This is a genomic window from Corynebacterium glaucum (assembly GCF_030408855.1).
Lineage (GTDB): Bacteria > Actinomycetota > Actinomycetes > Mycobacteriales > Mycobacteriaceae > Corynebacterium > Corynebacterium glaucum.
In genome coordinates this window covers 2,006,162-2,030,460 of record NZ_CP047358.1, presented here as the reverse complement: position 1 = coordinate 2,030,460, position 24,299 = coordinate 2,006,162, and the positions used below count along the sequence as shown (strand labels likewise).

The 24,299-nt window shown below is 58.6% G+C and carries 30 protein-coding genes and 3 tRNA genes; 20 read left to right on the top strand and 13 right to left on the bottom strand.

The features are described from left to right. Window positions 1-56 precede the first annotated feature (56 nt). Genes clpS through CGLAUT_RS09845 form a run of 9 tightly spaced genes read left to right on the top strand, consistent with a single transcriptional unit; the run spans window position 57 to window position 6,111 of the window. The gene (gene clpS, locus CGLAUT_RS09885) at window positions 57-392 is read left to right on the top strand and encodes an ATP-dependent Clp protease adapter ClpS (protein ID WP_290184937.1); all 336 of its coding nucleotides are present in this window, start codon (window positions 57-59) and stop codon (window positions 390-392) included. Window positions 393-397: 5 nt separating this feature from the next. After that, window positions 398-937: a DUF2017 domain-containing protein gene (locus tag CGLAUT_RS09880; protein ID WP_095660591.1), complete on the top strand. Its 540-nt coding sequence runs from the start codon at window positions 398-400 to the stop codon at window positions 935-937. Window positions 938-946: 9 nt separating this feature from the next. After that, the gene (locus tag CGLAUT_RS09875; RefSeq protein WP_290184936.1) at window positions 947-1,906 is read left to right on the top strand and encodes a P1 family peptidase; all 960 of its coding nucleotides are present in this window, start codon (window positions 947-949) and stop codon (window positions 1,904-1,906) included. 12 nt (window positions 1,907-1,918) lie between these two features. Next, window positions 1,919-2,734, top strand: a complete 816-nt coding sequence (locus tag CGLAUT_RS09870; RefSeq protein ID WP_425551698.1) for a rhomboid family intramembrane serine protease — start codon at window positions 1,919-1,921, stop codon at window positions 2,732-2,734. Beyond that, entirely contained in the window at window positions 2,731-3,564 is an 834-nt protein-coding gene (murI, locus tag CGLAUT_RS09865) for a glutamate racemase (protein WP_290184934.1), read from the top strand. The genes CGLAUT_RS09870 and murI overlap by 4 nt, the downstream gene beginning before the upstream one ends. Before the next feature lie 10 nt (window positions 3,565-3,574). Next, entirely contained in the window at window positions 3,575-4,345 is a 771-nt protein-coding gene (locus CGLAUT_RS09860; RefSeq protein WP_290184932.1) for an MBL fold metallo-hydrolase, read from the top strand. 15 nt (window positions 4,346-4,360) lie between these two features. Continuing rightward, window positions 4,361-5,107 carry a ribonuclease PH gene (gene rph / locus CGLAUT_RS09855; RefSeq protein ID WP_095660587.1) on the top strand — a complete coding sequence of 249 codons (747 nt, stop codon included), beginning with the start codon at window positions 4,361-4,363 and terminating at the stop codon, window positions 5,105-5,107. A 5-nt stretch (window positions 5,108-5,112) separates the two neighbouring features. Next, window positions 5,113-5,712 (top strand): RdgB/HAM1 family non-canonical purine NTP pyrophosphatase, encoded by a 600-nt coding sequence (rdgB, locus tag CGLAUT_RS09850; RefSeq protein ID WP_290187122.1) that lies wholly within the window; start codon window positions 5,113-5,115, stop codon window positions 5,710-5,712. A gap of 27 nt (window positions 5,713-5,739) precedes the next feature. Beyond that, window positions 5,740-6,111 carry a hypothetical protein gene (locus CGLAUT_RS09845; protein WP_290184929.1) on the top strand — a complete coding sequence of 124 codons (372 nt, stop codon included), beginning with the start codon at window positions 5,740-5,742 and terminating at the stop codon, window positions 6,109-6,111. A gap of 47 nt (window positions 6,112-6,158) precedes the next feature. On the opposite strand, the gene CGLAUT_RS09840 is transcribed toward CGLAUT_RS09845, so the two are convergent. Both CGLAUT_RS09840 and CGLAUT_RS09835 read right to left on the bottom strand, forming a co-directional pair. After that, a complete protein-coding gene (locus CGLAUT_RS09840) occupies window positions 6,159-6,569 on the bottom strand; it encodes a DUF3817 domain-containing protein (protein ID WP_290184927.1) in 411 nt (136 codons plus the stop codon). Window positions 6,570-6,572: 3 nt separating this feature from the next. Beyond that, window positions 6,573-7,019 (bottom strand): hypothetical protein, encoded by a 447-nt coding sequence (locus CGLAUT_RS09835; RefSeq protein WP_290184925.1) that lies wholly within the window; start codon window positions 7,017-7,019, stop codon window positions 6,573-6,575. Window positions 7,020-7,125: 106 nt separating this feature from the next. On the opposite strand from CGLAUT_RS09835, the gene CGLAUT_RS09830 reads away from it, so the two are divergent. Beyond that, window positions 7,126-7,210: transfer RNA gene (locus CGLAUT_RS09830), tRNA-Leu, on the top strand. Between the two features lie 155 nt (window positions 7,211-7,365). Here the strand turns inward: CGLAUT_RS09830 and bcp are convergent. Beyond that, window positions 7,366-7,836: a thioredoxin-dependent thiol peroxidase gene (gene bcp / locus CGLAUT_RS09825; protein WP_290184923.1), complete on the bottom strand. Its 471-nt coding sequence runs from the start codon at window positions 7,834-7,836 to the stop codon at window positions 7,366-7,368. Between the two features lie 88 nt (window positions 7,837-7,924). Here bcp and CGLAUT_RS09820 point away from each other — a divergent pair, with 88 nt between their 5' ends. Continuing rightward, window positions 7,925-8,200: a DUF3618 domain-containing protein gene (locus CGLAUT_RS09820; RefSeq protein ID WP_095660582.1), complete on the top strand. Its 276-nt coding sequence runs from the start codon at window positions 7,925-7,927 to the stop codon at window positions 8,198-8,200. Window positions 8,201-8,315: 115 nt separating this feature from the next. Further along, the gene (locus tag CGLAUT_RS09815) at window positions 8,316-8,942 is read left to right on the top strand and encodes a DUF305 domain-containing protein (RefSeq protein ID WP_290184922.1); all 627 of its coding nucleotides are present in this window, start codon (window positions 8,316-8,318) and stop codon (window positions 8,940-8,942) included. On the opposite strand, the gene CGLAUT_RS09810 is transcribed toward CGLAUT_RS09815, so the two are convergent. Both CGLAUT_RS09810 and CGLAUT_RS09805 read right to left on the bottom strand, forming a co-directional pair. Beyond that, window positions 8,939-9,502 carry an isochorismatase family protein gene (locus CGLAUT_RS09810; RefSeq protein ID WP_290184921.1) on the bottom strand — a complete coding sequence of 188 codons (564 nt, stop codon included), beginning with the start codon at window positions 9,500-9,502 and terminating at the stop codon, window positions 8,939-8,941. The genes CGLAUT_RS09815 and CGLAUT_RS09810 overlap by 4 nt on opposite strands. 93 nt (window positions 9,503-9,595) lie before the next feature. Continuing rightward, window positions 9,596-9,668 (bottom strand) — tRNA-Lys (locus tag CGLAUT_RS09805). A 192-nt stretch (window positions 9,669-9,860) separates the two neighbouring features. Between CGLAUT_RS09805 and CGLAUT_RS09800 the strand changes: the two genes are divergently transcribed. Then, window positions 9,861-11,093 carry a L,D-transpeptidase gene (locus CGLAUT_RS09800; RefSeq protein ID WP_343898676.1) on the top strand — a complete coding sequence of 411 codons (1,233 nt, stop codon included), beginning with the start codon at window positions 9,861-9,863 and terminating at the stop codon, window positions 11,091-11,093. A 53-nt stretch (window positions 11,094-11,146) separates the two neighbouring features. Here the strand turns inward: CGLAUT_RS09800 and CGLAUT_RS09795 are convergent. The 8 genes from CGLAUT_RS09795 to CGLAUT_RS09760 form a co-directional block, all read right to left on the bottom strand. Further along, window positions 11,147-11,219 (bottom strand) — tRNA-His (locus tag CGLAUT_RS09795). Window positions 11,220-11,268: 49 nt separating this feature from the next. Beyond that, on the bottom strand, window positions 11,269-11,925 hold the full coding sequence (gene orn, locus CGLAUT_RS09790) for an oligoribonuclease (protein WP_290184917.1): 657 nt from the start codon (window positions 11,923-11,925) through the stop codon (window positions 11,269-11,271). Then, window positions 11,918-12,733 (bottom strand): mycolate reductase, encoded by an 816-nt coding sequence (cmrA, locus tag CGLAUT_RS09785; protein ID WP_290184915.1) that lies wholly within the window; start codon window positions 12,731-12,733, stop codon window positions 11,918-11,920. The genes orn and cmrA overlap by 8 nt, the downstream gene beginning before the upstream one ends. A gap of 10 nt (window positions 12,734-12,743) precedes the next feature. Continuing rightward, window positions 12,744-13,061, bottom strand: a complete 318-nt coding sequence (locus CGLAUT_RS09780; RefSeq protein ID WP_095660577.1) for a transcriptional regulator — start codon at window positions 13,059-13,061, stop codon at window positions 12,744-12,746. After that, the gene (locus CGLAUT_RS09775; protein WP_290184912.1) at window positions 13,058-13,483 is read right to left on the bottom strand and encodes a hypothetical protein; all 426 of its coding nucleotides are present in this window, start codon (window positions 13,481-13,483) and stop codon (window positions 13,058-13,060) included. Before CGLAUT_RS09775 ends, CGLAUT_RS09780 begins: the two co-directional genes overlap by 4 nt. A gap of 41 nt (window positions 13,484-13,524) precedes the next feature. Continuing rightward, window positions 13,525-14,907: an MFS transporter gene (locus tag CGLAUT_RS09770; protein ID WP_290184910.1), complete on the bottom strand. Its 1,383-nt coding sequence runs from the start codon at window positions 14,905-14,907 to the stop codon at window positions 13,525-13,527. 155 nt (window positions 14,908-15,062) lie between these two features. Next, the gene (locus tag CGLAUT_RS09765) at window positions 15,063-15,347 is read right to left on the bottom strand and encodes a hypothetical protein (RefSeq protein WP_095660574.1); all 285 of its coding nucleotides are present in this window, start codon (window positions 15,345-15,347) and stop codon (window positions 15,063-15,065) included. Between the two features lie 2 nt (window positions 15,348-15,349). Beyond that, on the bottom strand, window positions 15,350-15,496 hold the full coding sequence (locus tag CGLAUT_RS09760) for a hypothetical protein (protein ID WP_157731352.1): 147 nt from the start codon (window positions 15,494-15,496) through the stop codon (window positions 15,350-15,352). A 756-nt stretch (window positions 15,497-16,252) separates the two neighbouring features. Between CGLAUT_RS09760 and CGLAUT_RS09755 the strand changes: the two genes are divergently transcribed. The 7 genes from CGLAUT_RS09755 (at window position 16,253) to CGLAUT_RS09725 (ending at window position 24,281) form a co-directional block, all read left to right on the top strand. Continuing rightward, window positions 16,253-16,954, top strand: a complete 702-nt coding sequence (locus CGLAUT_RS09755; protein ID WP_095660573.1) for a phosphoribosylanthranilate isomerase — start codon at window positions 16,253-16,255, stop codon at window positions 16,952-16,954. A gap of 62 nt (window positions 16,955-17,016) precedes the next feature. Further along, window positions 17,017-17,664: a uracil phosphoribosyltransferase gene (gene upp, locus CGLAUT_RS09750; RefSeq protein ID WP_290184907.1), complete on the top strand. Its 648-nt coding sequence runs from the start codon at window positions 17,017-17,019 to the stop codon at window positions 17,662-17,664. A 44-nt stretch (window positions 17,665-17,708) separates the two neighbouring features. Then, window positions 17,709-21,515, top strand: a complete 3,807-nt coding sequence (locus tag CGLAUT_RS09745; protein WP_290184905.1) for a non-ribosomal peptide synthetase — start codon at window positions 17,709-17,711, stop codon at window positions 21,513-21,515. Between the two features lie 40 nt (window positions 21,516-21,555). Then, window positions 21,556-21,786, top strand: coding sequence for a tautomerase family protein (locus CGLAUT_RS09740; protein WP_157731350.1), 231 nt, complete (start codon window positions 21,556-21,558; stop codon window positions 21,784-21,786). Continuing rightward, window positions 21,779-22,702, top strand: coding sequence for a pseudouridine-5'-phosphate glycosidase (locus CGLAUT_RS09735; RefSeq protein WP_290184903.1), 924 nt, complete (start codon window positions 21,779-21,781; stop codon window positions 22,700-22,702). The genes CGLAUT_RS09740 and CGLAUT_RS09735 overlap by 8 nt, the downstream gene beginning before the upstream one ends. A gap of 1 nt (window position 22,703) precedes the next feature. Next, a complete protein-coding gene (locus tag CGLAUT_RS09730; protein ID WP_095660568.1) occupies window positions 22,704-23,615 on the top strand; it encodes an EamA family transporter in 912 nt (303 codons plus the stop codon). Between the two features lie 18 nt (window positions 23,616-23,633). Further along, window positions 23,634-24,281 (top strand): NAD(P)-dependent oxidoreductase, encoded by a 648-nt coding sequence (locus CGLAUT_RS09725; RefSeq protein WP_095660567.1) that lies wholly within the window; start codon window positions 23,634-23,636, stop codon window positions 24,279-24,281. The last annotated feature ends 18 nt before the right edge of the window (window positions 24,282-24,299 follow it).

Genomic DNA, 24,299 nt, shown 5'->3' with positions numbered 1-24,299 from the left:
CTACTCCATTCAGGGGCGACCCAGGTCAAGGTAAGCTGGGGCGCATGAAGGCTTGCATGAACGCTTCGGAAGCGTCCGCCGCAGGTGTGCGGATGAGCTCGCCGATCGCCTCGCCTGAACTGGACGAGGCGATCGAGGTCGAGGTCACCACCAGCGAGAACCTGCCCTGGATGTGCATCGTGTGGGATGACCCGGTCAATCTGATGAGCTATGTGGCCTACGTCTTCCAGACCGTGCTGGGTTATGACCGCAAGCGCGCTAACGAGCTGATGATGCAGGTCCACACCGAGGGCAAGGCCGTTGTCTCCTCGGGCGAGAAAGACAAGGTCGAAGGCGACGTGAAGAAGCTGCACACGGCAGGCCTGTGGGCCACAATGCAGCAGGCGGGATAGGGCACATGCAACCGTGGCGCAGGAAGAAGGGCCTCATGCGCTCTTCCGTAAAATTCACCACCCGCTTCGAGCCGATGGAGCGCGAGGTGATCGGAGACCTCACCGCGACCGTCTCTGAAGCGCTCATCGGGCGCGCGCAGTCCGCCCCGAAGGACGAGTTCGCGGAGATGATCGGCATGTCCGCGGGCCACACCGAGGCCCCGGAGGATCCGAAGCTCGCGCGCCTGCTGCCCGACTTCGAGCGCGAGGGCGACGAGGAGTTCGACGGCGATAACGGTCTGCTGCGCAGCCTCCACGAAAACGACATCATCAAAGCCAAATTGATCAACCTGCAGGTGGTCAACGAGGTCCTCGGCCCCACCGGCGGGGTGGAAGTGACCATCGAGGAGGCCGACGCGCCGCGCTTCATTGCCGCGCTCAACGACATGCGTCTCTACGTCTCCGAGGATGACCGCGGCGGCGAGGCTGAGGCCCAGGACCGCGCGGTGCTCATGGACTGGCTCGCTTACTGCCAGGACTCCCTGCTTGAAGCAATGATGGAATAGGAGAGCTTTTTGCTAGACGACGGCTCTGGCGTCCTCATCGGCCACGCATCTCTGGGGGATACAGGTGTCACGGTGGTGTGCGCAGCAGACAGTGAGGGCATGACCTGCGCCGTCGACGTGCGCGGTGGTGGTCCCGGCACTCGTGAAACGGACCTGCTCGAGCCGCATAACACGGTGGAGAAGGTGCACGCGGTCGTGCTCAGCGGAGGCAGTGCGTTCGGTCTCGCAGCCGCGGACGGTGCGATGCGCGCCATCGCCCAGCGCGGCCGGGGCTTCGACGTGTTCGGTGGCGCGGTGCCGGGCGGCCCGCGGGTGCCGATCGTACCGGCAGCGGTGATCTTCGACCTCGCCGTCGGCGACTCAGAGCATTGGCCGGATCAGGCTGACGGGGCCGCTGCGGTTGCGCAAGCGTACCGGGGCGAACCCGCAAAATCAGGCAACGTCGGCGCGGGGTGCGGTGCCACCGCCGGGGTGTTCAAAGGCGGGTTCGGCCAGGCACAAATACGTATCGGGGAATACACCGTGGCCGCCTACGTTGTAGCCAACCCGGTTGGATCCGTTATCGACCCGGCAACCGGGCTGCTTTACGGTGACCCGACGAAACCGGCGGTGGATCTCGACGCGTTTTCGGAATGCCAGCGCCCGATGCCCAGGCGGGCGCAATCGAAGCTGAACACCACCATCGGGGTGATCGCCACCGACGCGCCGCTTCGCCCAGCGCAGCTCAAGCGTCTTGCCATGGCTGGCCATGATGGAATCGCCCGCGCGGTGCGCCCCGCGCATTCGCCGTTGGACGGGGACACGCTGTTCGCTGTGTCGGTGCGGGATGCGGTGGATAACGTAAGCGTCGATAAGCTTGGTGCTCTTTCTGCTGCTGCAGCGGACTGTGTGCAAGCCGCGATTGTGGATGCTGTGGTGAGCGCTGAGCCTGCCTACGGTGTGCGGGCATGGCGTGAGATTGCCCGCTAAGCTAATGCCTCGATGACTCACAATCCGTACCACCAGCACCAGACTCCTCCCGGTTGGGGTTACGGCGACACCGGCCAACCCGGTTATGGCAAGCCGTTCCAGCGCCCGTTCTCGCACCCGGAGACCCAGCAGCCTGCCTTCCCGGTGGGGTCGGCTGGCTTGCCGCCTGTGCAACAGCCGCTGCAGCCGCAGCCGAGCGCGAAGCCGGTGTCCAAGCGCAAGCAGCAGCGCGGCACCGGCCTCCGCTTTGCCGTGGGCTACCTGGTGGCGATCTGGGCGGTACAGCTGATCAACGTCCTTTTCTTCAACGGCTACCTGGTTGTGTTTGGTATCCACCCGCTTGAGGTGGTGTCTTTGCCGTTCATCTTCACCTCGCCGCTGTTGCACGGCGGGTGGGATCACATCATTTCCAACTCGTTCGCAGGCGCGCTGTTCGCCTTCCTAGTGGGGTATTCGGGCAAGCGCGTGTTCTGGGAGGTCACTGCGTTTGTAGTGATCATCGGCGGGCTGGGCACGTGGGTTTTCGGTGGCGTGGGCACGAACCACATTGGCGCCTCCGGGCTGGTGTACGGCTGGCTGGCATACCTTCTTGTGCGCGGGTTTTTCAACCGCTCCGGTGCGCAGATTATTCTTGGCTTGATTCTCGGGTTCTTCTACTCCGGTCTGGTGTGGGGCCTGCTGCCCGGCACCCCCGGGATTAGTTGGCAGGCGCACTTGTTCGGCGCAATCGGCGGTGTCGTTGCGGCCACGATCATTACCTCGGACGACCCGCCGGAGCTGGTGGCGAAGCGCCAGGAAAAGCAGTTGCGGCAACAGATGGGCAGGTGAGCGCGCAGTTGGAGCAGTTTGAGCTCGTGAAGCAGTACAACAACGCGCCGATCGGCCTGTTCGACTCTGGTGTGGGCGGGCTGACCGTGGCTCGCGCGGTGATGGATCAGCTGCCGGGGGAGTCGCTGATCTACATCGGCGACACGGCGAATGCGCCTTACGGCCCGCAGCCGATTGCGGACGTGCGCGCGCATGCGCAGCGGATCAGCGACGAACTGGTCGAGCGCGGATGCAAAATGCTAGTGATCGCCTGCAACACCGCCACCTCGGCGTTCTTGCACGATGCGCGCGAGCGCTACGACATCCCCGTCGTTGAGGTAATTCAGCCGGCGGTGCGTCGCGCGATGGCCACCACCCGCAACGGCAAGATCGGCGTCATCGGCACAACCGGAACGATTACGTCTGGGGCGTACCAGGACCTGTTCGCACTCAACCCCTCGGTGGAGGTGACTGCGGCGGCGTGCCCCGCGTTTGTGGAATTCGTGGAGCGCGGCATCACCTCCGGCCGGCAGATTCTGGGCGTGACGCAGGGCTACCTTGAGCCGCTGCAGGCCGCCGGCGTGGACACGCTGGTGCTCGGGTGCACCCACTACCCGCTGCTCTCAGGCGTGATTCAGCTGGCGATGGGGGATCACGTCACGCTGGTGTCCTCCGCAGAGGAGACATCGAAGGATGTGCTGCGAATCCTCACCGAGCGTGACCTGCTCGCCGCGCCGGACACCACGCCGCAGCGCGTGTTCGAGTCCACCGGCGATCCGGAGCAGTTCGACCGCTTAGCCGAGCGCATTCTGGGCCCGCGCGTGCATGCGGTCGGACGCGGCGCACCGTAGAGTGTTGTCCATGAAGCTCACCATCCTCGGATGCTCCGGTAGCTTGGCGGCGCCTGGCAACCCCGGATCGTCGTATGTGGTCTCCACTGCCGGCAACCCGGATGTGGTGATGGATTTCGGCCCTGGAGCGCTCGCTGCGATGCAGCGGGACTTCGACCCTTCGGCCGCGCACGTCGTGTTCAGCCACCTGCACGCGGATCACTGCTCTGACGTGGCGTCGTTGCTCGTGTGGCGCCGTTACCATCCGACGGCGCCCGCGGCCGGTCGGAACCTGATGTACGGCCCGTCCTACGCACCCGAACATTTCGGCCGGATGGGCTCGGATGGCCCCGATGACATCAACGACATCTCAGACACCTTCGAGTTCCATCCCTGGGTCTCGGGCACGCCGGTTGAGTTTGAGGGCGTGATCATCACGCCGTTCCCAGTCGTTCACCCGGCAGCCGAGTCGCACGCGCTGCGCGTCGATGACAAGGCCACCGGCAAGGTCATCACCTACACTGGGGACTCTGGGTTCACACCATCGCTTATCGACGCCTCGTTGAACGCGGATCTTCTCTTCTGCGAGTCGGCTTGGGGGCCGACGTCGGAGGGCCAACCCGAGGGCATGCACTTATCCGGCCAGGATGCGGGGCGTATCGCGCGTGAAGCCGGGGTGAAAACGCTGGTGCTGGTGCACATCCAGCCATGGAGCGATAAGGAAGCCGCTCGGGCTGCGGCGCAGGCCGAGTTCGACGGCGAGGTCATCGTCGGCGAGGCGGGCGCTGTCTTCGAGGTGTGAGTTAGTCTGGGGCGCATGACTGACCCCGTTTCTGACACTTCATTTTCCCGCGTCGACGGCCGCGCCTTCGACGAGATGCGCCCGGTGCGCATCACCCGCGGATTCACCACCAACCCCGCCGGCAGCGTGCTGGTGGAGTTCGGCCAGACCCGAGTGATGTGCACCGCCACCGCGGAGGAAGGCGTGCCGCGCTTTAAGAAGGATTCCGGCGAGGGCTGGCTCACCGCCGAGTATGCGATGCTGCCGTCCGCCACCCACGAGCGCATGCCGCGCGAATCGATGAAGGGCAAGGTCAAGGGGCGCACCCACGAGATTTCGCGCCTGGTCGGGCGCAGCCTGCGTGCCGCGGTGGATCTCACCCAGCTCGGGGAGAACACGATCCAGATCGACTGCGACGTACTGCAGGCAGATGGCGGCACCCGCACCGCGTCGATTACCGGCGCGTATGTCGCGCTTGCCGATGCGATCGCAGTGCTCAAAGACCGCGGCCTCGTGCCCGGCGAACCCCTGCTCGCGCCCGTTGCGGCGGTGTCCGCCGGCGTGATCGACGGCCACGTCTGTCTTGACCTGCCCTATGTCGAGGACTCGCGCGCAGAGGTTGACCTCAACGTGGTGATGCAGGAGGGCGGTAACTTCGTCGAGATCCAGGGCACAGGCGAACATGGCGTGTTCGGCCGCGACCAGCTCGCCGCGATGCTCGATGTCGCCGAGAAAGGCTGCGCCGAGCTCATCGCCGCTCAGAAGGCGGCGCTCGGGCTGTGAGCACGGTGAAACTCCTCGTCGCTTCGAACAACGCGAAAAAGCTCGTCGAGTTGGAGCAGGTCCTGCGCGAGCTCGGCATCGAGGGGGTAGAGCTCATTTCGCTTCACGACGCCCCCTCGTATCCCGAACCTGCTGAAACCGGTCTCAGCTTCGCGGAAAACGCGTTGATCAAGGCCCGGGCTGGGGCGGCAGCCACCGGGCTGCCGTGTGTCGCGGACGATTCGGGCCTGACTGTCGTCGCCCTCAACGAGATGCCGGGTGTGCTCTCCGCACGCTGGTCTGGCGCGCATGGTGACGACAAGGCGAACAACCGTCTCCTGCTGGCACAGATGGAAGACATCAACGTTCGTGGTGCCGCGTTCGTTTCGTGCTGCGCGCTTGTGACGCCGGATGGGGAGGAAACTACCGCCGAGGGGCGCTGGGAAGGAACTCTGCTACGTGAACCGCGCGGCGAGAACGGGTTTGGCTACGACCCGCTCTTCGCTCCCGCCGACGCGCCGGGACGTTCTTCTGCCGAACTCACAGCGGAGGAGAAGAATGCCCGCTCCCACCGCGGGAAAGCACTGCGTGAACTCGCCCCGGCGATTGCCGCGCTTCGTGGGTAGAAGTACCTTCCGGCTATGGTGGGGGCTATGAAGAAACCATTGATTTTTGTAGTAACTACTTTGACCGCTGGTGCGCTGCTTTCTGGCTGCGGCTCGTCCAGCGACTGGGACGGCACCTGGTCTGGTGACATCACCGCCACCGACTCCGCCTCCGGCGGAGGCTCCGCAACGCTCACCATCGACGGCGGCGATTGTTCCTGGTCTATGACCGAGACCAGCGGCGAATCCAACGACGCAAAGTGCAAGCGAGATGGCGAGGACTTCAAGCTGGCTGACCCGCTGACTGGCCAGGATATGAAATACACGGGCCAGATCAACAACGATGCTTTGACGCTCACCCCGCAGAACGACAACGCAGAGAAGGTCGGCGTTATGGTGCTGACCCGCGGCGAGCGCTAAGGAGTTGCCCCTCGGTTGGGCTAGCCCGGTTAGCCCAACGAACCCTGTTAGCTCAACTGGAAGGTCTGCTTGACCTCTTTTCGACGCTGCGCTTCGACCACAAACGAGAGGAATGGCACCACGCCCGAGATGGCCGTGACTACCCAAGTGGTCGCAGGCCAGCGAGCTTTGAGCCCCAGGTTCAGCGACGCCATCAGGAATGCGATGAAGGCGAGTCCGTGCACGCGGGCGACCCAAGCAAGCGCGGCAACATCCATGCCGAAGCCGTATTCCATGACCATGCGGGCCACCAGCAGAAGCAGCAGCACGCCGGTCACCCACGCTGCAATGGAAAACAGCGTCAGCGCCGAACGAACGCGACGCTGCCGCTCGGGGTGAATGTGTGGAGTCGCTGTCTGCGATGCTGCCGTCTGCTGCGGCGTCGAGGGCTCGTGAGAGGGGTTGGTCGGGTTCGACATGAGCTAGTTTTCGCCGGTCCTTTCGTCGATAGTTGCGCCAGGGTGGTGACGTTTCGGAGTTACCATCTCGTTGAATTCAGCGACATCAAATTGCGGGCGTCGCGGAAGAAAGTCTTCATCAATCTCGGTGATGGTCGCGCCATCCGATGCGCCGAACCTCGCGAGGTCCGCCTCGTACATGTTTGCCATCACCTCGCCTGAATTTTCGGCATCGATCTTTTCGTTCTCCATCTTGATGCCCATCCTGTAGGCGTAGACGAAGAACGCTCCGAAGAACGGCCACTGCAAGGCGTATCCGAGGTTTTGGAAAGTGCCGGTGCCGGACTGGTAGCGGGTCCATTGCCACCACGCCAAAAGCAGGCAGGTGATTACAGCAGCGGCGAGAAGCAAGATGTGCCAAGCGCGGATTTTTACGCGCTCGCGCTGCGGCCTCTCCCTGTCTTCACTCACAGTGGTTCAGTCTACCCACCACACGAACCGAACCAAACTAAAGTTTGAGCTCGGTGCTTGTACGCATTAGGGTCACGACCCACCTCTGTGTAAAGTAAGTGCACGCGCGCCCGTGGCGGAATTGGCAGACGCGCTGGATTTAGGTTCCAGTGTCTTAGGACGTGAGAGTTCAAGTCTCTCCGGGCGCACCACGAAAACCCAAACCACACGCCCAAACCTCGGATCGCAGGTCTCGGCGATCCGCCAAAACTTCGAAAAAGGGCGCGAATCCGGAATCCCCGATCCGAGGTTTGTGTTTATGGGTGACTAAGACTGCTGCCTGAGACTGCGGCAAATGGGTCGCGGACTACATCCAGTCGCGCAGCACGCGGTCAACGTGGCCCGTCGCCTTGACGTTGTACTGAGCTTGCTCGATCTTCCCATCGGCGCCGACCAGGAACGTCGAACGGATGACGCCCTCGCTGATCTTTCCGTAGGTGTTCTTCTTCCCGTATGCGCCCCAGGCGCGAAGGGTCTCCTTTGACTCGTCGGAAAGGAGCTCCACCTTCAGATCGTGGTCGGCGCGGAACTTCGCCAATTGGTCCACGGGATCGGGCGAGATTCCCAGCACTGCCACCGAGGCGCCCTCGAACTGCTCAAACCGTTCGGTGAAGTCGCAGGCTTCCGTCGTACAACCCGGGGTGTTTGCACGCGGGTAGAAATACACAATCACTTGCTGGCCGGCAAAGTCGGCGAGGGAGACATCCTCGCCACGGTCGTTGATCAAGGTGAACGCTGGGGCGGTATCGCCGGGAGATAGTCGGTTCTGTTCGGTCATGCTTCCCCGTTCTACACTGTTTTCTCCCGACGTTTCCACTACTGTGGTTTCGGAACAGCTTTAAGCAACGAATGTAGGAGACACCCCCGTGGCACGAGACATTAATGACATCGAGCGCGAGATCGAGCGCACCCGTAGCCAACTCGCCAGCACCCTCGACGAGCTCGCGGACCGCACCAACCCTTCCAACCTCGCGGACAACGCGAAGGAGCAGGCCGTCGAGTGGGCCCAGGACGAGACGGTGCAGAAGGTCATCGGCGGCATCGTCGCAGGCATCGCGGTGCTCGTGGGGATTCGCTTCTACAACGGCCGCAAGCGCAAGAGCCAGCTCAAGGAGCTGCAGAAGCTGCTGGCCAACCGCTAGTTCTCAACGTACGGCCGCAAGCCGCCGTACTTAGACACGGCCTAGCCGCCCAGCTTCGCACCACGAAGCTCGGGCGGCTTTTGCATATCCACATTTTCATCGAAAGGGAATACCAATGCCGGACATCAAATTGGAAAGCGGCGCGGACGAATCGCTCGAGGCGATGCGCCCGAGCAAAAAACCGCTCGTGGTAGCTCTCGCAGTTATCGCCGCGCTCGTGCTTTTAGCGACCGCGCTCGGACCTTCGCTGCGCGCGGCCTTTGCTCCGGAGGAAGGGGCACACAACGACGTTGACGTGCACTTCATCGGAATGATGGTGCCCCACCACGAGCAGGCAATCGAGATGTCCGATGTACTCCTGGCCTCCGATGTCGACGACCCGCAAGTACGTGATCTGGCCCAGCGCGTTAAGCAGGGGCAGGAAAGAGAGAACGAGCAAATGCGGGCATGGGCCGAGGAGTGGGGCATCGAAGAGGACATGGAGCTTCACTCGAAGCACATCGCGAACGGCATGTTCCAGCCAGAGCAGCTAGAGGAATTCGCCTCGTTGAGTGGCGACGAGCTGCGAACCGCCTTCCTGGAAATGATGCACTCCCACCACGCTCACGTCATCGACATGACGCAGGATGAAGTGGAGCGCGGCGGCTACGCCCCGCTGCGTGAGATGGCGCAGGAAATGATTGATGTCCAGGTCGCCGAGATGGGGGAGATGGAAGACCTGCTCCGCCAATCAAGCCGCTAAACGATCTCCGCCCCGGCCTCTTTCATTTCGGTGAGGGCGGAGTCTCCTCGTGACTCGTCAACCGGGGCGCAAAGTTCCGCAAGGACGCGCACGTCGATGTTCTCTCTGCACGCGTCTAGCACTGTGGCACGCACGCAGTGGTCGGTAGCGATGCCGACCACGTCGAGCGAATCGATGCCTTGCTCAGTGAGGTAGTCCAGTAGAAGAACACCTGCTTCATCGCTGCCCTCGAAGCCGGAGTAAGCGGCGGAGTACGCGCCTTTGCGGAAGAAGCGATCGATCTTTGCAACGTCGAGCGGTGCACGGAGATTCGCTCCAGCGGTGTCGGCGACGCAGTGCACCGGCCACGAATCAACGAAATCCGGTTGTTGTGAAAAGTGCTCACCCGGATCGATGTGCCAGTCCTGTGTGGCCAGAATATGCGAGTAGCCGCTGATGGCAGCTTCGTCCTCGAGCAGCTCAGCGAGCTTGACCGCGACCTCATCGCCGCGGGCAGTAGCAAGTGCGCCGCCGGGGCAGAAGTCGTTTTGAACGTCAACGATAAGCAGTGCGCGAGTCATGATGACACTGTAGCGCCCAGATCTTGCAAGCGGCGGAAAAAGAACAAGGCCCGCGGTGCTGAGTTTCGCGAGCCTTGCAGTGTGGTGATTTTGTGCGCCATCAGGGAATCGAACCCCGAACCCACTGATTAAGAGTCAGTTGCTCTGCCAATTGAGCTAATGGCGCTTATGAACTTGTCCGCCCGTCTGGGCAACGAAAAAGAACTATAGCACCGACCGGAATTCTGGTGAAATCGCCTGCGTGCGGGCATTCCGGCGACGCGCTGTGGTAATTGCGGTGGGACTTGGATCGACTAACTACTCGAGGCGGCGCCGCGATATGCTCAACGACGAACGAGCTAGCACGAGGGGAGAGCGGATGCGGTTGCAGGGCGCTCATCGGTTCATCGCGGCGGCGGCCATCGCTGGTGTTGTGGGCCTTGGAGTGTCAGCGTGCACGATCGGTGACCAGCAGTTAAGTTCCGTTGCGGAAACTTCAGAAGCACTCGCCGCCCCCTCGGGTGACGACGGCGAAAGCACCGACACCTCGACCACGAACGCGAAGCCGCCCAAGATCTCAATCAAGGATGGGGAAACGGGAGTGGCGCCTGCGGAAGGCGTCACGGTGACGTCGACAAGCAAACTGCTCTCGGTGACCATAAAGAATGAGGAAGGGACCGAGGTCGAGGCCGAGTTCAACTCGGACAACTCTGAGTGGGAAACCACTGAGGTGCTGGGTTACGGACGTACCTACACCGTGGAGGCGCGCAACGCGGACGGAAAGACGTCGACGTCGAAGTTTTCCACCGTGAACCCTGGGTGGAAGGCGAACGTGGCTGTGGGGCCGCTCGATGGCTCGACGGTGGGCGTGGCGCAGGCGGTGACGTTCCGGTTCGGTGCGCCGATTCAGGACACGAAGGCCGCCGAGGATGCGATCACCATCGAGACTTCCAACGACACCGAGGGCGGGTTCTTCTGGATCGACCCCTACGAACTGCGGTGGCGCCCGAAAGAATTCTGGGAGCCGGGCACTGAGGTCAGCGTGACCACGAACCTGTACGGCCACAACCTAGGCGGCGACCTGTGGGGTGGCGGCGATGAGCAGACAGTGAGCTTCACCATCGGCGATCTGGTGGAGGCCTATGTGGACAACGATTCGAAGACCCTGAGCGTGTACCGCGACGGGGAGCTGGTGAAGTCGTTGCCGATCGCGCTGGGCCGCGATGAGCAGTTTGACACCCCGAACGGTATCTACGTGGTGGGCGATCAACACCAAAGCCTGGTGATGGATTCGCGCTCGTACGGGCTGGATCTGAGCGAGGGCGGCTACGTCACACCGGTGAGCTATGCAACGCAGATGTCCTACTCCGGCATCTACGTGCACGCGGCGCCGTGGGCAGTGGGTGATCTGGGTTCACGCAACGTCTCCCACGGCTGCATCAACGCGACCACAGAGGACGCGAAGTGGTTCATGGAGTACGTCCGCCGCGGCGACCCGGTGATCGTGGAGAACACCTCAGGCGGCACGCTAACGCCGTACGACGGGCTGGGGTATTGGAACCTTGACTGGGAGATGCGCTCCGGCGGGTCCGCTGAACCGCTCTACGAGTAACCCCTTGACCGCGGAAAAGCCCTGGCCGGGTGGCCAGGGCTTTCGCACTTCGGGGTGGCTGACGGGGCTCGAACCCGCGACACCCAGGATCACAACCTGGTGCTCTACCAGCTGAACTACAGCCACCATCGCTGCTGAAAAGCAGCGGGATCTACCTTAGTACGGGCCGTGTAGTTTACAAAAACCGCTGGTACGCCTGCTGCGCTTCGGAAGCGGCGGCGCGGGCATCCTCGCCGGCGGGGCCGGGGGAGGCGGTGAAAACGGAGCGTCGATAGTAATCAAGCTCCTGGATGGACTCGACAATGTCCGCGAGCGCCCGGTGGCTCATGCCCTTCTCCGGCTGGTTCTGATACGCCTTGGGGAACCAGCGGCGGGCGAGCTCCTTGATCGTGGACACATCGATCATGCGGTAGTGCAGGGCGGCGTCCAAGCGCGGCATGTGCTGTCGGATGAACGCGCGGTCCGTAGCGATGGAGTTGCCCGCCAGCGGGGGCGGGTTCGAGCTCTCGCAGTGCTTCGCAATCAGCGCGAGCACCTGCTCTTCGGCCTGCGCGATGGTTGTCGAAGTTTCCTTGATGGCGTCGAGGAGCCCGTTGGTGGTGTGCATGTCGGTGACAAAGTCATCCATTTGCGCCAGCTCGTTGTCGGTGGCGTGGACGACGATGTCGAGGCCCTCGTCGAGGATGTTCAGCTCCGCATCAGTAACCAGTGCCGCGACCTCCACGATCACGTGGCGTTGCAGATCCAGGCCGGTCATCTCCAGGTCGACCCAGACGATGCGGTTGTCCTTCGCCGGGATGTCGAGGGTGGCTTCGCTTTGCGATTCAGGCATTTTGTTCCTCTCCCATCTTCGCGTAGAACGAACCGAGCAGCGGCGCGAGCGAGCCGCGCGGAGCGTATGTAGACACCACGTCCATCGCCTTCGACAACGGGCCCGGCACCACGCGCCGCTTGTTCTTGCGCATCGCGCGGATCGTGTCCTCAGCACAAGACTCGTAGGTGGTCCAGAGAAAGTCGGGCACAAGCTTATCGACGAACGTCTGTTCCTCCGCCGGCACTTCCGCCTCGCGGACCGGCCCCGGCGCGAGCAGCGTGCAGTGTACGCCGGTGGGCTTGAGCTCGTAGTGCAGCGACTCCGTAAACGTGTTCACGCCAGCTTTAGTGAAGACGTAGGTTGCGTTGTTTGGAATCGGGGAATTGCCCGCGGCTGAGCCGACGTTGCATAGTGCGCCGTTGCCGCGCGGCACCATTTGATCGAGCACCGCCTTGGTGATGCGGAACACCGCGGTCGCGTTGAGGTTGAACTGGTTCGTCTCGTACTCCCAGTCCTGGTCCATGAATGCGCCGAAGGAAGCAATGCCTGCAGAATTGACGCAGATGGAGATCTCGCGCTGCGCGATGTGGTCAAGCAGCGCGTCGACGTCGCGTTCCTTTGCCAGGTCGGCCGCGAAGACTTCGACGTTGATGCCGTGGGTGGCGGCTAGTTCGTCCGCGATGCGCATGAGCACCTCCTCGCGCCGGGCAACGAGGATCAGGTTGTGGCCGGCGGCGCCGAGCTTGCGCGCGATCGCCTCACCGATACCTTGGCTTGCGCCAGTGATCAGGGCATAGGCGCTTGTCGACGGCTGCGGGTAACTCATAGCCGCTAGGCTACCCGCCCTGCCCGGCGGCAATTTCTTGGAGCGCTTGGATGTGCCCTTTGAATGCCCGGACTCCGTGCTCGGTCAGCATTACCCACACCGTGTCCTTCGCGCGGCTGGAGCCGTACTCGCGAAATCGTGAGATGTAACCGTGCTCTTCTAGCGCAGTGAGCTGCTTCGAAAGCGCGGAGTCCGAGAGACCGGTTGTCGTCTTAAGACTGGAGAAGCGCATCTCCTGGCGGCTCGTTGCAGTTTCAACAGCACCGGCGTGGAAGAGCGCCGCGCAGATCTGGAGGCGGGGCAGCGGGTGGATGATTGGATCGATCATCGGCGTTTGCCCTCGTAGTAAAGGATGGCGGTGAACACCACCGCGGTGACTACACCCGCGATCGCCGCGCCGACGGTACTCCCTTCAGGTACGAGCCAGATCAATGGCAGGATGGCCACCGGCGCCACGGCGGCTACCCAGTTGGGCTGCGGGTCCTCCTGTAGCGGTTGCTTCATGCTGGGGCGCACAGCGCGGTTGCGCTCGTACATTGCCAGGGCAACGCTCACGACTATCATGAGGATAAACGCCACCCACCAGTACTTCCATCCAAGTATCGTCATCGCGACGGTGAAGCCGAAGAGCGAACTGACGAGCGCGTACGCCCATAGGGGCGTGGGGGAGCGCTTGACGCTCTGCGCGATCCCGTCCACGGATTCGAGGGCAACGCGGGCCTCTTCCGGGGTGACGTTGTTGCTTTCCATATCGGCAAGTGTGACACTTTCCGGTTTGGAAAGCAAGGGGATTAGATCTCGTGCATTTCCTGGTTCTTGGTCTCCGGGGCGGAGAGGATGGCCACAAGCGAGATCGCAGTAACAATGACCAGGTAGACGCCCACGGCCTGGGGGCCGTACTCGGCGCTCAAGGCGGTCGCGATGAATGGGGCGATGGCAGCGCCCAAGATGGAAGAGACGTTGTAGGCGATGCCGGAACCGGTGTAGCGCACGTTAGACGGGAACAGTTCAGGCAGAATCGCCGACATCGGGCCGAAAATGAAGCCCATAAGGATCATGCCGATGAACAGGAAGATGCCCAAGGAGACCATGGTGAAGGTGTCCGGGTTAAGGAGCCACTTGAAGCACAGGCCGTAAACAATGATTGCGGCCGAGGTCAGGCCCAGCACTGGGCGGCGGCCAAACGTGTCGGCGAGGTGCGCCGCGACCGGGATGCCCAGCATGAAGCCGAAGATGCAGATCAGCTGCAGCTTCAGGAAGGTCGGGTATGCGATGCCTAGGCCCACGCCCTCTTCCGCGGAGCCAATGCCGTAAGACAAGAACCAGGTGGTCACGATGTAGAACAGCGTGTAGCAGCCAACCATGATGAAGGTGCCCTGAATTAGCGGCTTCCATGCGGTCTTGAACACCTCGGCCAAAGGCGATGCCGCCTTCTGGTCGTTCTGTTCGACCTGCTGGAACACCGGGGTCTCTTCCACTTGGAGGCGCACCCACAGGCCGATCGCAACCATCACGATGGAGAGCAGGAATGGGATGCGCCAGCCCCAGCGCATGAACGCGCCTTCGAAATCTCCGGTGGTGTGGCCCAAGGCCGAAACCAAGATGAGGAAAAGCCCGTTGGCAAGGAAGAAGCCGAACGGTGCGCCCAGCTGTGGCCACATGCCGGCCCAGGCGCGGCGGCCCCTCGCTGCGGTCTCGGTGGACAGCAGGGCTGCGCCTGACCACTCGCCGCCGAGGCCGAGGCCCTGGCAAAAGCGCATGAGTGCAAGCAGCGCCGGCGCCCAGATGCCCGCCTGCGCGTACGTGGGAAGCAAACCGATGATGAACGTAGCAATGCCCATGGTCAGCAGGGCGCCGACCAGGGTGGCCTTACGGCCGACCTTGTCACCGAAGTGTCCGAAGAGTATGGAACCGAGCGGGCGAGCGATGAACGCGAGGCCGAATGTGGCGAACGACGAGAGCAGGGCGACGGTGCTGGATTCCGACTTTGGGAAGAATAGGAATGGGAACACCGCCACAGCGGCGGTGGCGTAGACGTAGAAGTCGTAGAACTCGATCGTGGTGCCGATCGTGGAAGCGAGTCGCACGCGGCGACGTTCTTCCGGAGTGGTTTCCCGAATCGCCGTAGGTATCGCCGGCTGGGGAGAGGGCTGATTATCGACGCTCGCCGTCATCGCGAGTCCTTTCATTCCACTGTGTGGACCAAAGTCCATCTGGCGGTTCAGAATGTATCACACAGTGGAACGGTCGTCTCAAATTCACCCAGCAAATGAAAAACCGCCGAGCGCTCGCGAAGAGTCTCAGCGGTGGGGGAGGTGCGACGTTGCTTCTAGCGTTCGATGTCGGATCGCAGCTGATCTGGGGTCTCGCCGTGGTCGCCCTCGGTGACGTTGCGGGTACCGTCGACTGCGTCCTGGTTTACATCTTCGAAATCGCCTAACGAACCCTCATCATTTGGCTCGTTGCCAATACGGGTCGTCGCCGCGTCGAGCAGGCGGTCGGTTTCGCTGCCCGGCTCGACACCGGTGTTTTCTACACCTGCGGCGGCATCGCCCACTCCGCCGTTCGAGTCATCGACGTTATCTACACCGTCGTAGTTCGGATTGTCAGCCATGGTTACGCCTCCTCATCACTTTCAGCGTCCGCATTGGTGCTTTCGATCGTGTCTTCCGCTGACGCGGATTCCTGCACGTCGTGAGTGGCATCCGGATCGCCGAGGTGGTCAATGCTGTCTTCGATCTTCGGTGGGCGGCTCTCGGTCATGGTTCGCTCCCTGCTGGACTTGGATGAGTCTCCCAGAGTACCCAGTTTACCAGAAGCCTCGGCGGCCAAGATGCTGCGTAACTTGAAGAAACTTAAACAATGTTAATCACATAATTTCGTTTATGGTCGACGGCTCTTAGGTGACTTTGAAATCCCCGACGTCCTCGCCCGAATCTGAACTGCCTCGCCGGTGCTGTTTCCTCTTAACAAGGACCGGTTCCCTAGCTTCCTGTGAAGTCCGGCGACCTCCTAGGCATGCCTGTCGGCTTTCTAGACGTTTGCGAAGGTGAATTTGCTGGTTGGCTTCCATTGCACAAGCGCAAAAAGGTCGCTGAATTCGATCCGGCTCGAGAGTAAAACGGTCTCCCAGTTTTGCAGGAATCGGGCAATTCTCGGCAGACTTACATTAGCTCAGAAAGGCCGATTGGGCATTTGCGGGTTAAGTGGCTGAAAGGGGGATGCGGAGAACGGAGAAGATCCGCTCGTCATGTCAAAGAAGACCGCCGACTCCACGTCAAAGAAGTCCTCGGACCTATGTCCAAGAAGCCTATGAACAAAATGAATCTGAGCTAATGACCCTGGAAGGGCTGAAGTTTTCATTAAAATGCTTCTGAAAATGCTCGAACTGACCGCCTTTTTGGGTCCCACTAGCTCCGCAAACGCTACCGCACGAGTTCATACGCAAAAAGACAAGAGGAAGCGAATAGATTCTGGTGTAGGGTATAAGCATCCGTTAATTGAAAGTAAGGGGGAACCATGAACCCAGTCATTCAGGTTGCTGGACTTCACGATCCGGATGAGGCAGACCTGGTCATCCAGGCCGGTGCAAATTGGCTAGGGATTCCACTTCGTCTACCGTCGGGTAACGATGATCTGACCGAAGCCATGGCGAAAGACGTAGTAAAACATGTTGAAGGTCGCGCAACTTCAGTATTGATCTCCTACAGCGTTAGTGCAGTAGAATTAACCGAGTTAGTAAGCGCACTTGGTTTCGATGCCGTTCAGCTGCATGGGGACATCGAGACCAGTGAAATCATACGCCTTCGAAAGCAACTCCCGCAAATTCAGATCCTTAAGAGCCTCATCGTTAAAGAAAACAACGAAGTGGAGCTACTGGAAACTGTTCGAGCCATGGATGCGCATGTGGACATGTTTTTGACTGACACCTATAACCCAAGGACTGGAGCCATGGGCGCGACAGGGATCCAGCACAACATAGAAACCAGCGCGGCAATTGTCCGACAGGCTAGCAAACCGGTAATTATCGCCGGGGGGTTGAATCCCGACAATGTTGGCGATGCGATTCTGGAAACTAAACCAGCTGGGGTTGACGCTCACACCGGGCTGGAGGGTAGCGACGGGCGTAAGGATGCCGGACTAGTCAAAGAATTCGTTTCGGAGGCGATGCGCGCCTTCCGCCAAATCGCCAACTCTAACGGAGGGGGTAAAAAACTTTAACGCATAACCCAGACAAAAGTTGGCGCGCCGTCCTCCATGCGCAGAAAGGTGAAAGAAGGAGTATGTCAGTTAATGAGCTTCCGTCGTCAAATCTTCTTACTTACTTTCAGACGATCGCTCGTAATAAAACTCGTAATAAAAACAGTTCGATTCGCGAGTTCACATGGGCGACAGAGCGCGTTAATCGAATGTTGATCGAATACGCTTTGAGTTTCGCCCACTACACCCCTGAGTCGGTAACTACCCCAACCAATGCCAAATTTAATGGTGTCCGATTGACTAGGCCCATATGTGGGGTGTCAGTAATAAGGGCAGGTGAAAGTATGGAATTTGCTGCACGCTCCCTTTTGCCGGGAATGCCAATAGGTAAAATACTTCTGCAAAGAAACCGCGAAACCTTAACGCCGAAGTTTTATTACGAAAGTCTTCCTGACAGTGTTGCTTCGTCGACAGTTCTGCTCTTTGAACCTATGGTTGCCACTGGGCGGTCCCTATCCCTCGCTATTGATCGCCTTAAGGATGTCGGCGTTCAGGAGACCTCGATAATCTCAGTTAACTACCTCGCTTCACCGCAAGGGCTTGAATTTGTGCAGCAACGTCACCCCGACTGCACATACGTTATCGCCTCGATAGAAGAGGCCCTCACGGAAAATGGATACATGCTCCCGGGTATTGGTGACTTCGGCGACCGGTTCTTCAGTGCAGGGTGATTAGCAGTTTAGCTACCTTCTAAGAAATGAGAATGGACTTAGACATGAACTCACCCAGTAACTCAAACTGCGCAGGCTCTTCTGCGGAAGTCCATGCTGTTTTCAGCGAGGCCTCGAAGAATGCTTCGCCGGTGGCAATCATCGGGCAGCCGGGGCCGCATATTTCGATGATCGCGCTCGAGGCTCTGGCGCGAGAGTCAACTTACATTCCGATCGACTCCCAATACCCTGTGGAACGCATCCGATACATTTTAGAAGATTCAACCACGAGAACAGCTATCATTGACAGTTCGGCAGACGCGAAAGCCCTCGGGGAGATTGAAGGTCTGCAGCTGGTTCGGCTTCCTCTCGAGCTTGAGGAACGCCTAACGCAGGGATTTGACACTCCCACGGAGGAGTGGCCCGTCGTATCTCTGGAGTGGAACGGCCATAAAACTGCGTACCTCATCTATACTTCAGGCTCTACGGGAAACCCCAAGGGCATAGCCATATCAAGGCGAAACCTGAGCTGTCAAATGCGTTGGCTCAGAAGCGAAGGCTTCCTGGATCCCTCAACACGCATCTTGCAGAAGACGCCGATCGGCTTCGACGCGGCGCAGTGGGAGATTCTAGCGCCTATCAATGGGGCTATTCCGGTTCCATCACCACACGGGGCGTTTCGAGACCCTCATACAATAGTACAGGCTATATCGGATTACGCGGTTAATACCTTGCAAGCCGTACCAACTCTTTTGCAGGCGATCGCCGACATTGGTGGCTTCGCCGCCTCGCCTTCGCTCCAAAAGGTTTTTTCGGGTGGTGAGGCACTTTCGTGGAACCTTGTGGACGAAATACGTAGCCAACTCCCGTCAGCTGAGATCGTTAACCTATACGGCCCGAGTGAGTGCACAATTAACTCTTCTGCGTTTAGGTTCGGTCCCGAGATGATTGCTCCAACTGATAGGTCTTCTACCGTACCTCTCGGCGCTCCCGCCGCAGATAGCGTTTTCTACATCGATGTAGGCGGCGGGATTAGGCAGCCAACTCCTGGTATCGAAGGCGAACTGATCATTTGCGGCGAACTAGTTGGAATGGGCTACGTGAATAATAGCGAAGAAACACGCAAAAAGTTTCTTACCGTCAACGGGTTGCCCAGCTACCGATCGGGAGATTTGGTTCGTTGTGGGGACGATGCCCAGTTACGCTTCCTTGGTCGAATAGACAACCAGATTAAGCTGCGGGGGAATCGGATCGAGTTGGATGAAATCAATAACCAATATCTTCAGCACCCTTGGGTTTCGAAAGCGGAATGTGTCGTGGTTGGGGGTGGTGAAGACGTGCCCCAGCGCCTCGAAGCTTTTCTCCAGCTATCGTCTAATGCAGCTCCACTTATGGATGGGCGTGGTGGCGGTGTCCATCATCTCTCGAAGAACAGCCGACTCCAGGTTAAAGCGCAGCTTTCGAACCTTGGTGTTCGCACGGATTTGGGTACAGAAGTTGAGAGCCTAATAAATGAAGCCCCAAATGAGCTGGTCGAACAGCTCGAGCAGCTTGCATTTTGCCGCAAGAGCTATCGCACATTTGAGGGAGATAAATTCTCCCTCGAAGATCTGGTGCAGATGGTTCGTGTCGCAAAACAAGAATCGGACCCGCTCCACCTGGGCATTGGCCTCGATAGGGACTTGGTTGACGCCGCCCCGTTAGCTTCTATACTTTGGGGAATAAGTGCGTTCAAAGACGAGCGACGATTATTGCCGAAATACGGTTATGCATCGCCCGGCGCTCTGTACTCTATTCAGGCGTACGTTAGCTTCGGTAAGGATTCACCCCACTATGGTCAAACTTGGTATTTCGATCCCGTAGAAAAGGGATTCAAATGGGTACAGGATGATCACAGCCCGAGTTCTGTAACTAGGGTTCACCTCGTATCCCACGAGGCGGCTATCCGTTCTGTCTATGAGAAGAATGTAAGGGAAGTTCAGTACTTCGAGCTCGGACATTTGCTTGGCTTGCTCGACGATATTTTTGAAAATAGCAGGTACTGTGCGGTCTTCAGCGATAGTCCGCCCGACTATGTTGATTGCGGAAAGCTGCCGCAGGACTTATACCTCGGTTCACTCGAAATCGTATCGATATCCAGTTCCGAATTACCCGATAGTTTCTGTCATGCGCCTGAAGTTTTCATCTCCGTTGATGATCGGGTGAGTGGTCTGAGCCGTGGCACGTATGCTGAGAATGCTGGTCAATTTACAAAAATAAGCGACGCATTCGTAGAGGTTTCTGATGTCATTGCAATTAATCAGAGTGTCTACAGGACCTCGTCGTTCGGGGTTGGCTTGTATTTCCTGGATTCCGAACTCGACTTGAAAAGGCAGTATGTTTCGCTAGGAGCAGCTCTTCACCGGTTGCAGTCCCACTGTGAAGCATTTGGGTTTATGTCTTCAGGGTATAGTTCATTTTCTGGTAGCCCGTTGCCGGCCGCTATCAAGGCGACTGAGATTCTTAAAATTGAATCCGAGTCTAAGGAGATATCGTTCTACTTTGCGGTCGGTGGCCCCATAAGCAAATCCCAAAGGCTGCACAGGGGTATGAACGAGGACCAGGTGCATATGGAGGGGCCTGCAGAAATTGTTACCCGTGAGATACGTGACCAGGTTCCGAGTTACATGGTTCCGGACCAAGTCACTGTCTTACCGGCTCTACCGACAACCCCCAACGGGAAAGTTGATCGCACTGCGCTCATGGCCATCTCCGAGCAGAGAGCTACTTCCCTTAGATCGAGCTCCGGTCGTGCGCCGGAGGGGGAGGTGGAGAGGGCCATTGCAAGGTCGTGGGGACAGATCCTAAAATGTGAGGGCATCAAGGCCACTGACAACTTTTTTGATTTGGGTGGCAACTCAGTGCGGGTGATGATGCTAGTTTCGAGCCTTAAGACGGTCTTTGGAGAGTCGGTGACCCCTCAGCTGATATTTGCTAACCCGGTCCTTGAGGAACTGGCCTCGGTCATCAAGAATCCGATCACACAAAGTCGCGCTATCAAATTGAGAGAAATGGATCCAGGCGGTGGCCAAGCTCAAAGCAGCGGCCGAGTGAGTTCGCTGATGTGGCCAGGCCTCGGTGGCCTGCCCCTGAACCTGAGCCACCTTGCAGATAATCTGTCAGCGGGTGGGGAAATCATCGGAATTCAAGCACAAGGAATCAATGAACGGGAAAGTCCGGTAGCTTCTATAGAGCAGGTGGCTGAACAGGATTGCGAATTCGCGCCGGGCGAAGGCGTGCTGCACCTGATTGGCTATTCATTCGGCTGTCGCACTGCTCTTACTAGCGCGGCCTTGCTTGAAGCGCAAGGCCGTAGGGTTGACTCCTTGACGCTACTCTGTCCGGGAAATCCAACCTTATCTACCGACGGGCATCTTCTTATACCCCAAACGGGCGAACGGGATAGCAGCGTCGACAACCCAGAATTCGTAGGAATGCTTTTGAGTGTGTTCAACCACCCCTTGGATCCTCACGATTTCCAGAAGGTCACAGCAACAGCCAAGTCCTTGGACGATGTCGTCGAGTTTATTCAGAAAAAGAATCACGCGATTGATCCAGATCAGATCGAGCGGATTGTGAGGTTGGTTTGCACGCAATATGAATTCGATTATTCTTTCGAAGAAATGGAGGCTTATCACGTTAGCTGCCCAATACTGCTAGTGAAAGCAAAGGGGGACAAATACTCTTCTGTCGATGAGATTCTCGAAAGAAATATTCTAGACATCACAACGATTGGGTTCGACGCGGACCACTACGAAATACTGAAGCCTCCGCATGTGAAAGAGCTAGGTGCCATAATTTCGGATTTCCAATCGAACGCAATCCATGTCTGATACTGGACCGGGTGTATACATGATCAAGGAGTTCTGACCTGTGCCACACGTTGAAATGTATTACTTCCAATCTCCTATAAGCAACGAGCAGAAAGACAGCTTTGGTCGTGAGTTGGCAGAGCTCATCGAGCGGTACTTCTCGGTTTCTTACAGGAAGGTGTCATTACACTTAGTGCCTGTGGACGGGAGCCGTTGGGGTGAAGAGGTAGTTGATCCGATCATCCTTCCCAACATTGATGAGCTGCAAGTGGTGGCTGATTATCTTGAATGAACTTCGAGTCTCTGTTTCAGATGAGGTGAGGAATGCCCTCGAGGAGGGAACTCCGATCCTAGGGTTGGAGTCTAATGTACTCTCGCACGGGTTGCCTTTCCCTAAGAACGTGGAGCTTCAGAGTGCCTGTGACGAAGCAATACGCTCACGCGGAGTGGTGCCCGCAATTACGTTTATTGACCGCGGTAAATTGTGCCTTGGGGCTACCGAAGCGGACCTAGAGCGCCTGACCACCGCGAACAACGTCGATAAAGTTACGTCCAGAGACATTGCCGTTCAACTGGTCCGTGGTAGCCTTGGTGCGACCTCAGTCAGCGCCTCACTAGCGATCTGTGAATTGGCAGGTGTGCCAATATTCGCCTCCGCAGGGCTTGGAGGTGTTCATCGAGACTACGCGACGACTATGGACATGTCGGGCGATTTGTACGAAATTGCACGTAGACGAGTAATAGTCGTGTCAGCCGGTGTCAAGAAGTTTCTCGACATACCTAAGACCGTCGAGGTGTTGGAGACGCTGAATATTCCAGCGGTCGGATTTCATACTTCAGAGTTTCCTGCTTTCTACTGCAAGTCTTCGGGTGTCAAGTTGGGTGCTCGGTTCGACAGGCTTGCTGATCTCGCCAAAGCGGCTCGCAACCACATCGAACTTGATCTAGGTAGTGGGTTCTTGGCGCTAGTCTCACCCAGCGACGAAATCGCCCTTGACCATGAATTGGTGGAGTCGGCAGTCCAGCAGGCACTTGCGAGAGCTCACGCCGAAAATGTGCGAGGAAAGGACATAACTAAATATGTAATGCGCTTCATCGACGAAAAGACGAATATGCGATCGAGAGATGCAAATTTCGAGGTTATGGTTGAGGTAGTGAGCAGGGGGGCGGAATTAGCGGTGGCACTTTCAAAGGAGAGGGAAAGGTAGTATGGGAGCGTCGATAGAAAAACCGACGGAAAATTGGCGCTGGGTAGTGTTATCGGCTTCTGCCCCGGCGGTATGGGGTACTACTTATATCGTCACAACTCAGTTCTTGCCCCCAGGATACCCTATCTGGTCTAGCGTTTTGCGCGCGTTACCGGCAGGGATAATTGGCCTTTTAATATGTAAGCAGCTTCCTCGAGGCGAATGGATCTGGCGATCCTTAATTATGGCGATCCTTAACATTGGGTTGTGGTTCCCCCTGCTATTCGTAGCGGCTTACCGGCTGCCAGGGGGAATGGCATCAGTTTTATCCGCATGTCAGCCTCTTTTCGTTATCGCATTCGCATGGGTCTTGTTGTATCAAAGCCCAAGCATCTGGCGTGTCGCATGGGCAATCGCTGGAGTGGTCGGAGTTGCTGTAATGGTGCTTGCATCGGACTCTATCTTTGACCCGTTAGGTATAACCGCAGGTATTCTTGGAACCGTATCCATGGCGCTCGGAATCGTAATGACCAAAAAATGGCAGCGCCCTACTGACGGTTTCACCTGGGCAGCTTGGTTGCTAGCGTGGGGTGGGTTGTTGCAACTACCGATGGCTATCTTGTTTGAGGGTACGCCTCCACCTCAAGATTTGAGGAGTATACTTGGGTATGCATGGTTGTCAATCGCAGGAGGACTTTTGACCTATTGGGCTTGGTTTACAGGTCTGGGGAAAATATCTGCCGTGTCTGCAAGTTTCTTGCCATTGCTGTCTCCATTGGTGGCAACCTTGCTTGGCTACCTACTCCTAGACGAGTTGTTAACTCTCCCACAGTGGTTCGGTTTCCTTTTGTGTTTGACTGCCATCGTTTTGTCTCAGATCGCCCCGCCATGGGGAGCGGCCCAAACCTCGCTTAGGGGGGCAACGCGAAGATGAAAGCATGGTGAATCGAGAATGAAAGTACTGGTATTAGGAGCTAGTGGTCAGGTAGGATCTGTCCTGACAGAGGCCGCGCTGGAGCGAGGGCACATCGTTGTGGGAGTCACGCGTTCTAGCTCCTCTCGGATACTGGAGAAGTTGGGTGGCCAGCTAGTGAATGGTGATGCTTACGATGCGGAATTCCTAACTGGGATAATTAACTCCTTTAAACCGGACGTTGTTGTCAGCGCGACACGGCCGTCAAAGGGGCGGGAGGCGGAGCTCGTGAGAGGCACGCTGTCTGTTGCGAGTGTTTGCGCCGAAAAGGGCGTCTGGCTCGTGGTTAGTGGGGGCGCCGGAGCTCTGCCCGTGTCGGATGAGCCTAACGCTGAGCGCGTGGTGGATTCGGGCTACGTCGAGGACGCTTGGCGCGATATAGCAAGAGCTTCAGCGGATCAGTTCGACGCTTTAGTGGACATCTTTCCACGGGGAAGATGGACATATGTGGCTCCACCCTCCCGCCTAGTCGAAGGGGAGCGGGTAGGTAGGGTGCGTAAGTCTAATACAGCGCTGGTTTCTAATGAACAGGGGGTATCGGAATTGACGTGGTTGGACTATGCGGGTCTCATCTTGGAAGAGGTCGAGAAGCCTTCGGGGGAGCGGTTGGTCACCGGGGGTTACTAGTGGCTAAAACGCTAATCT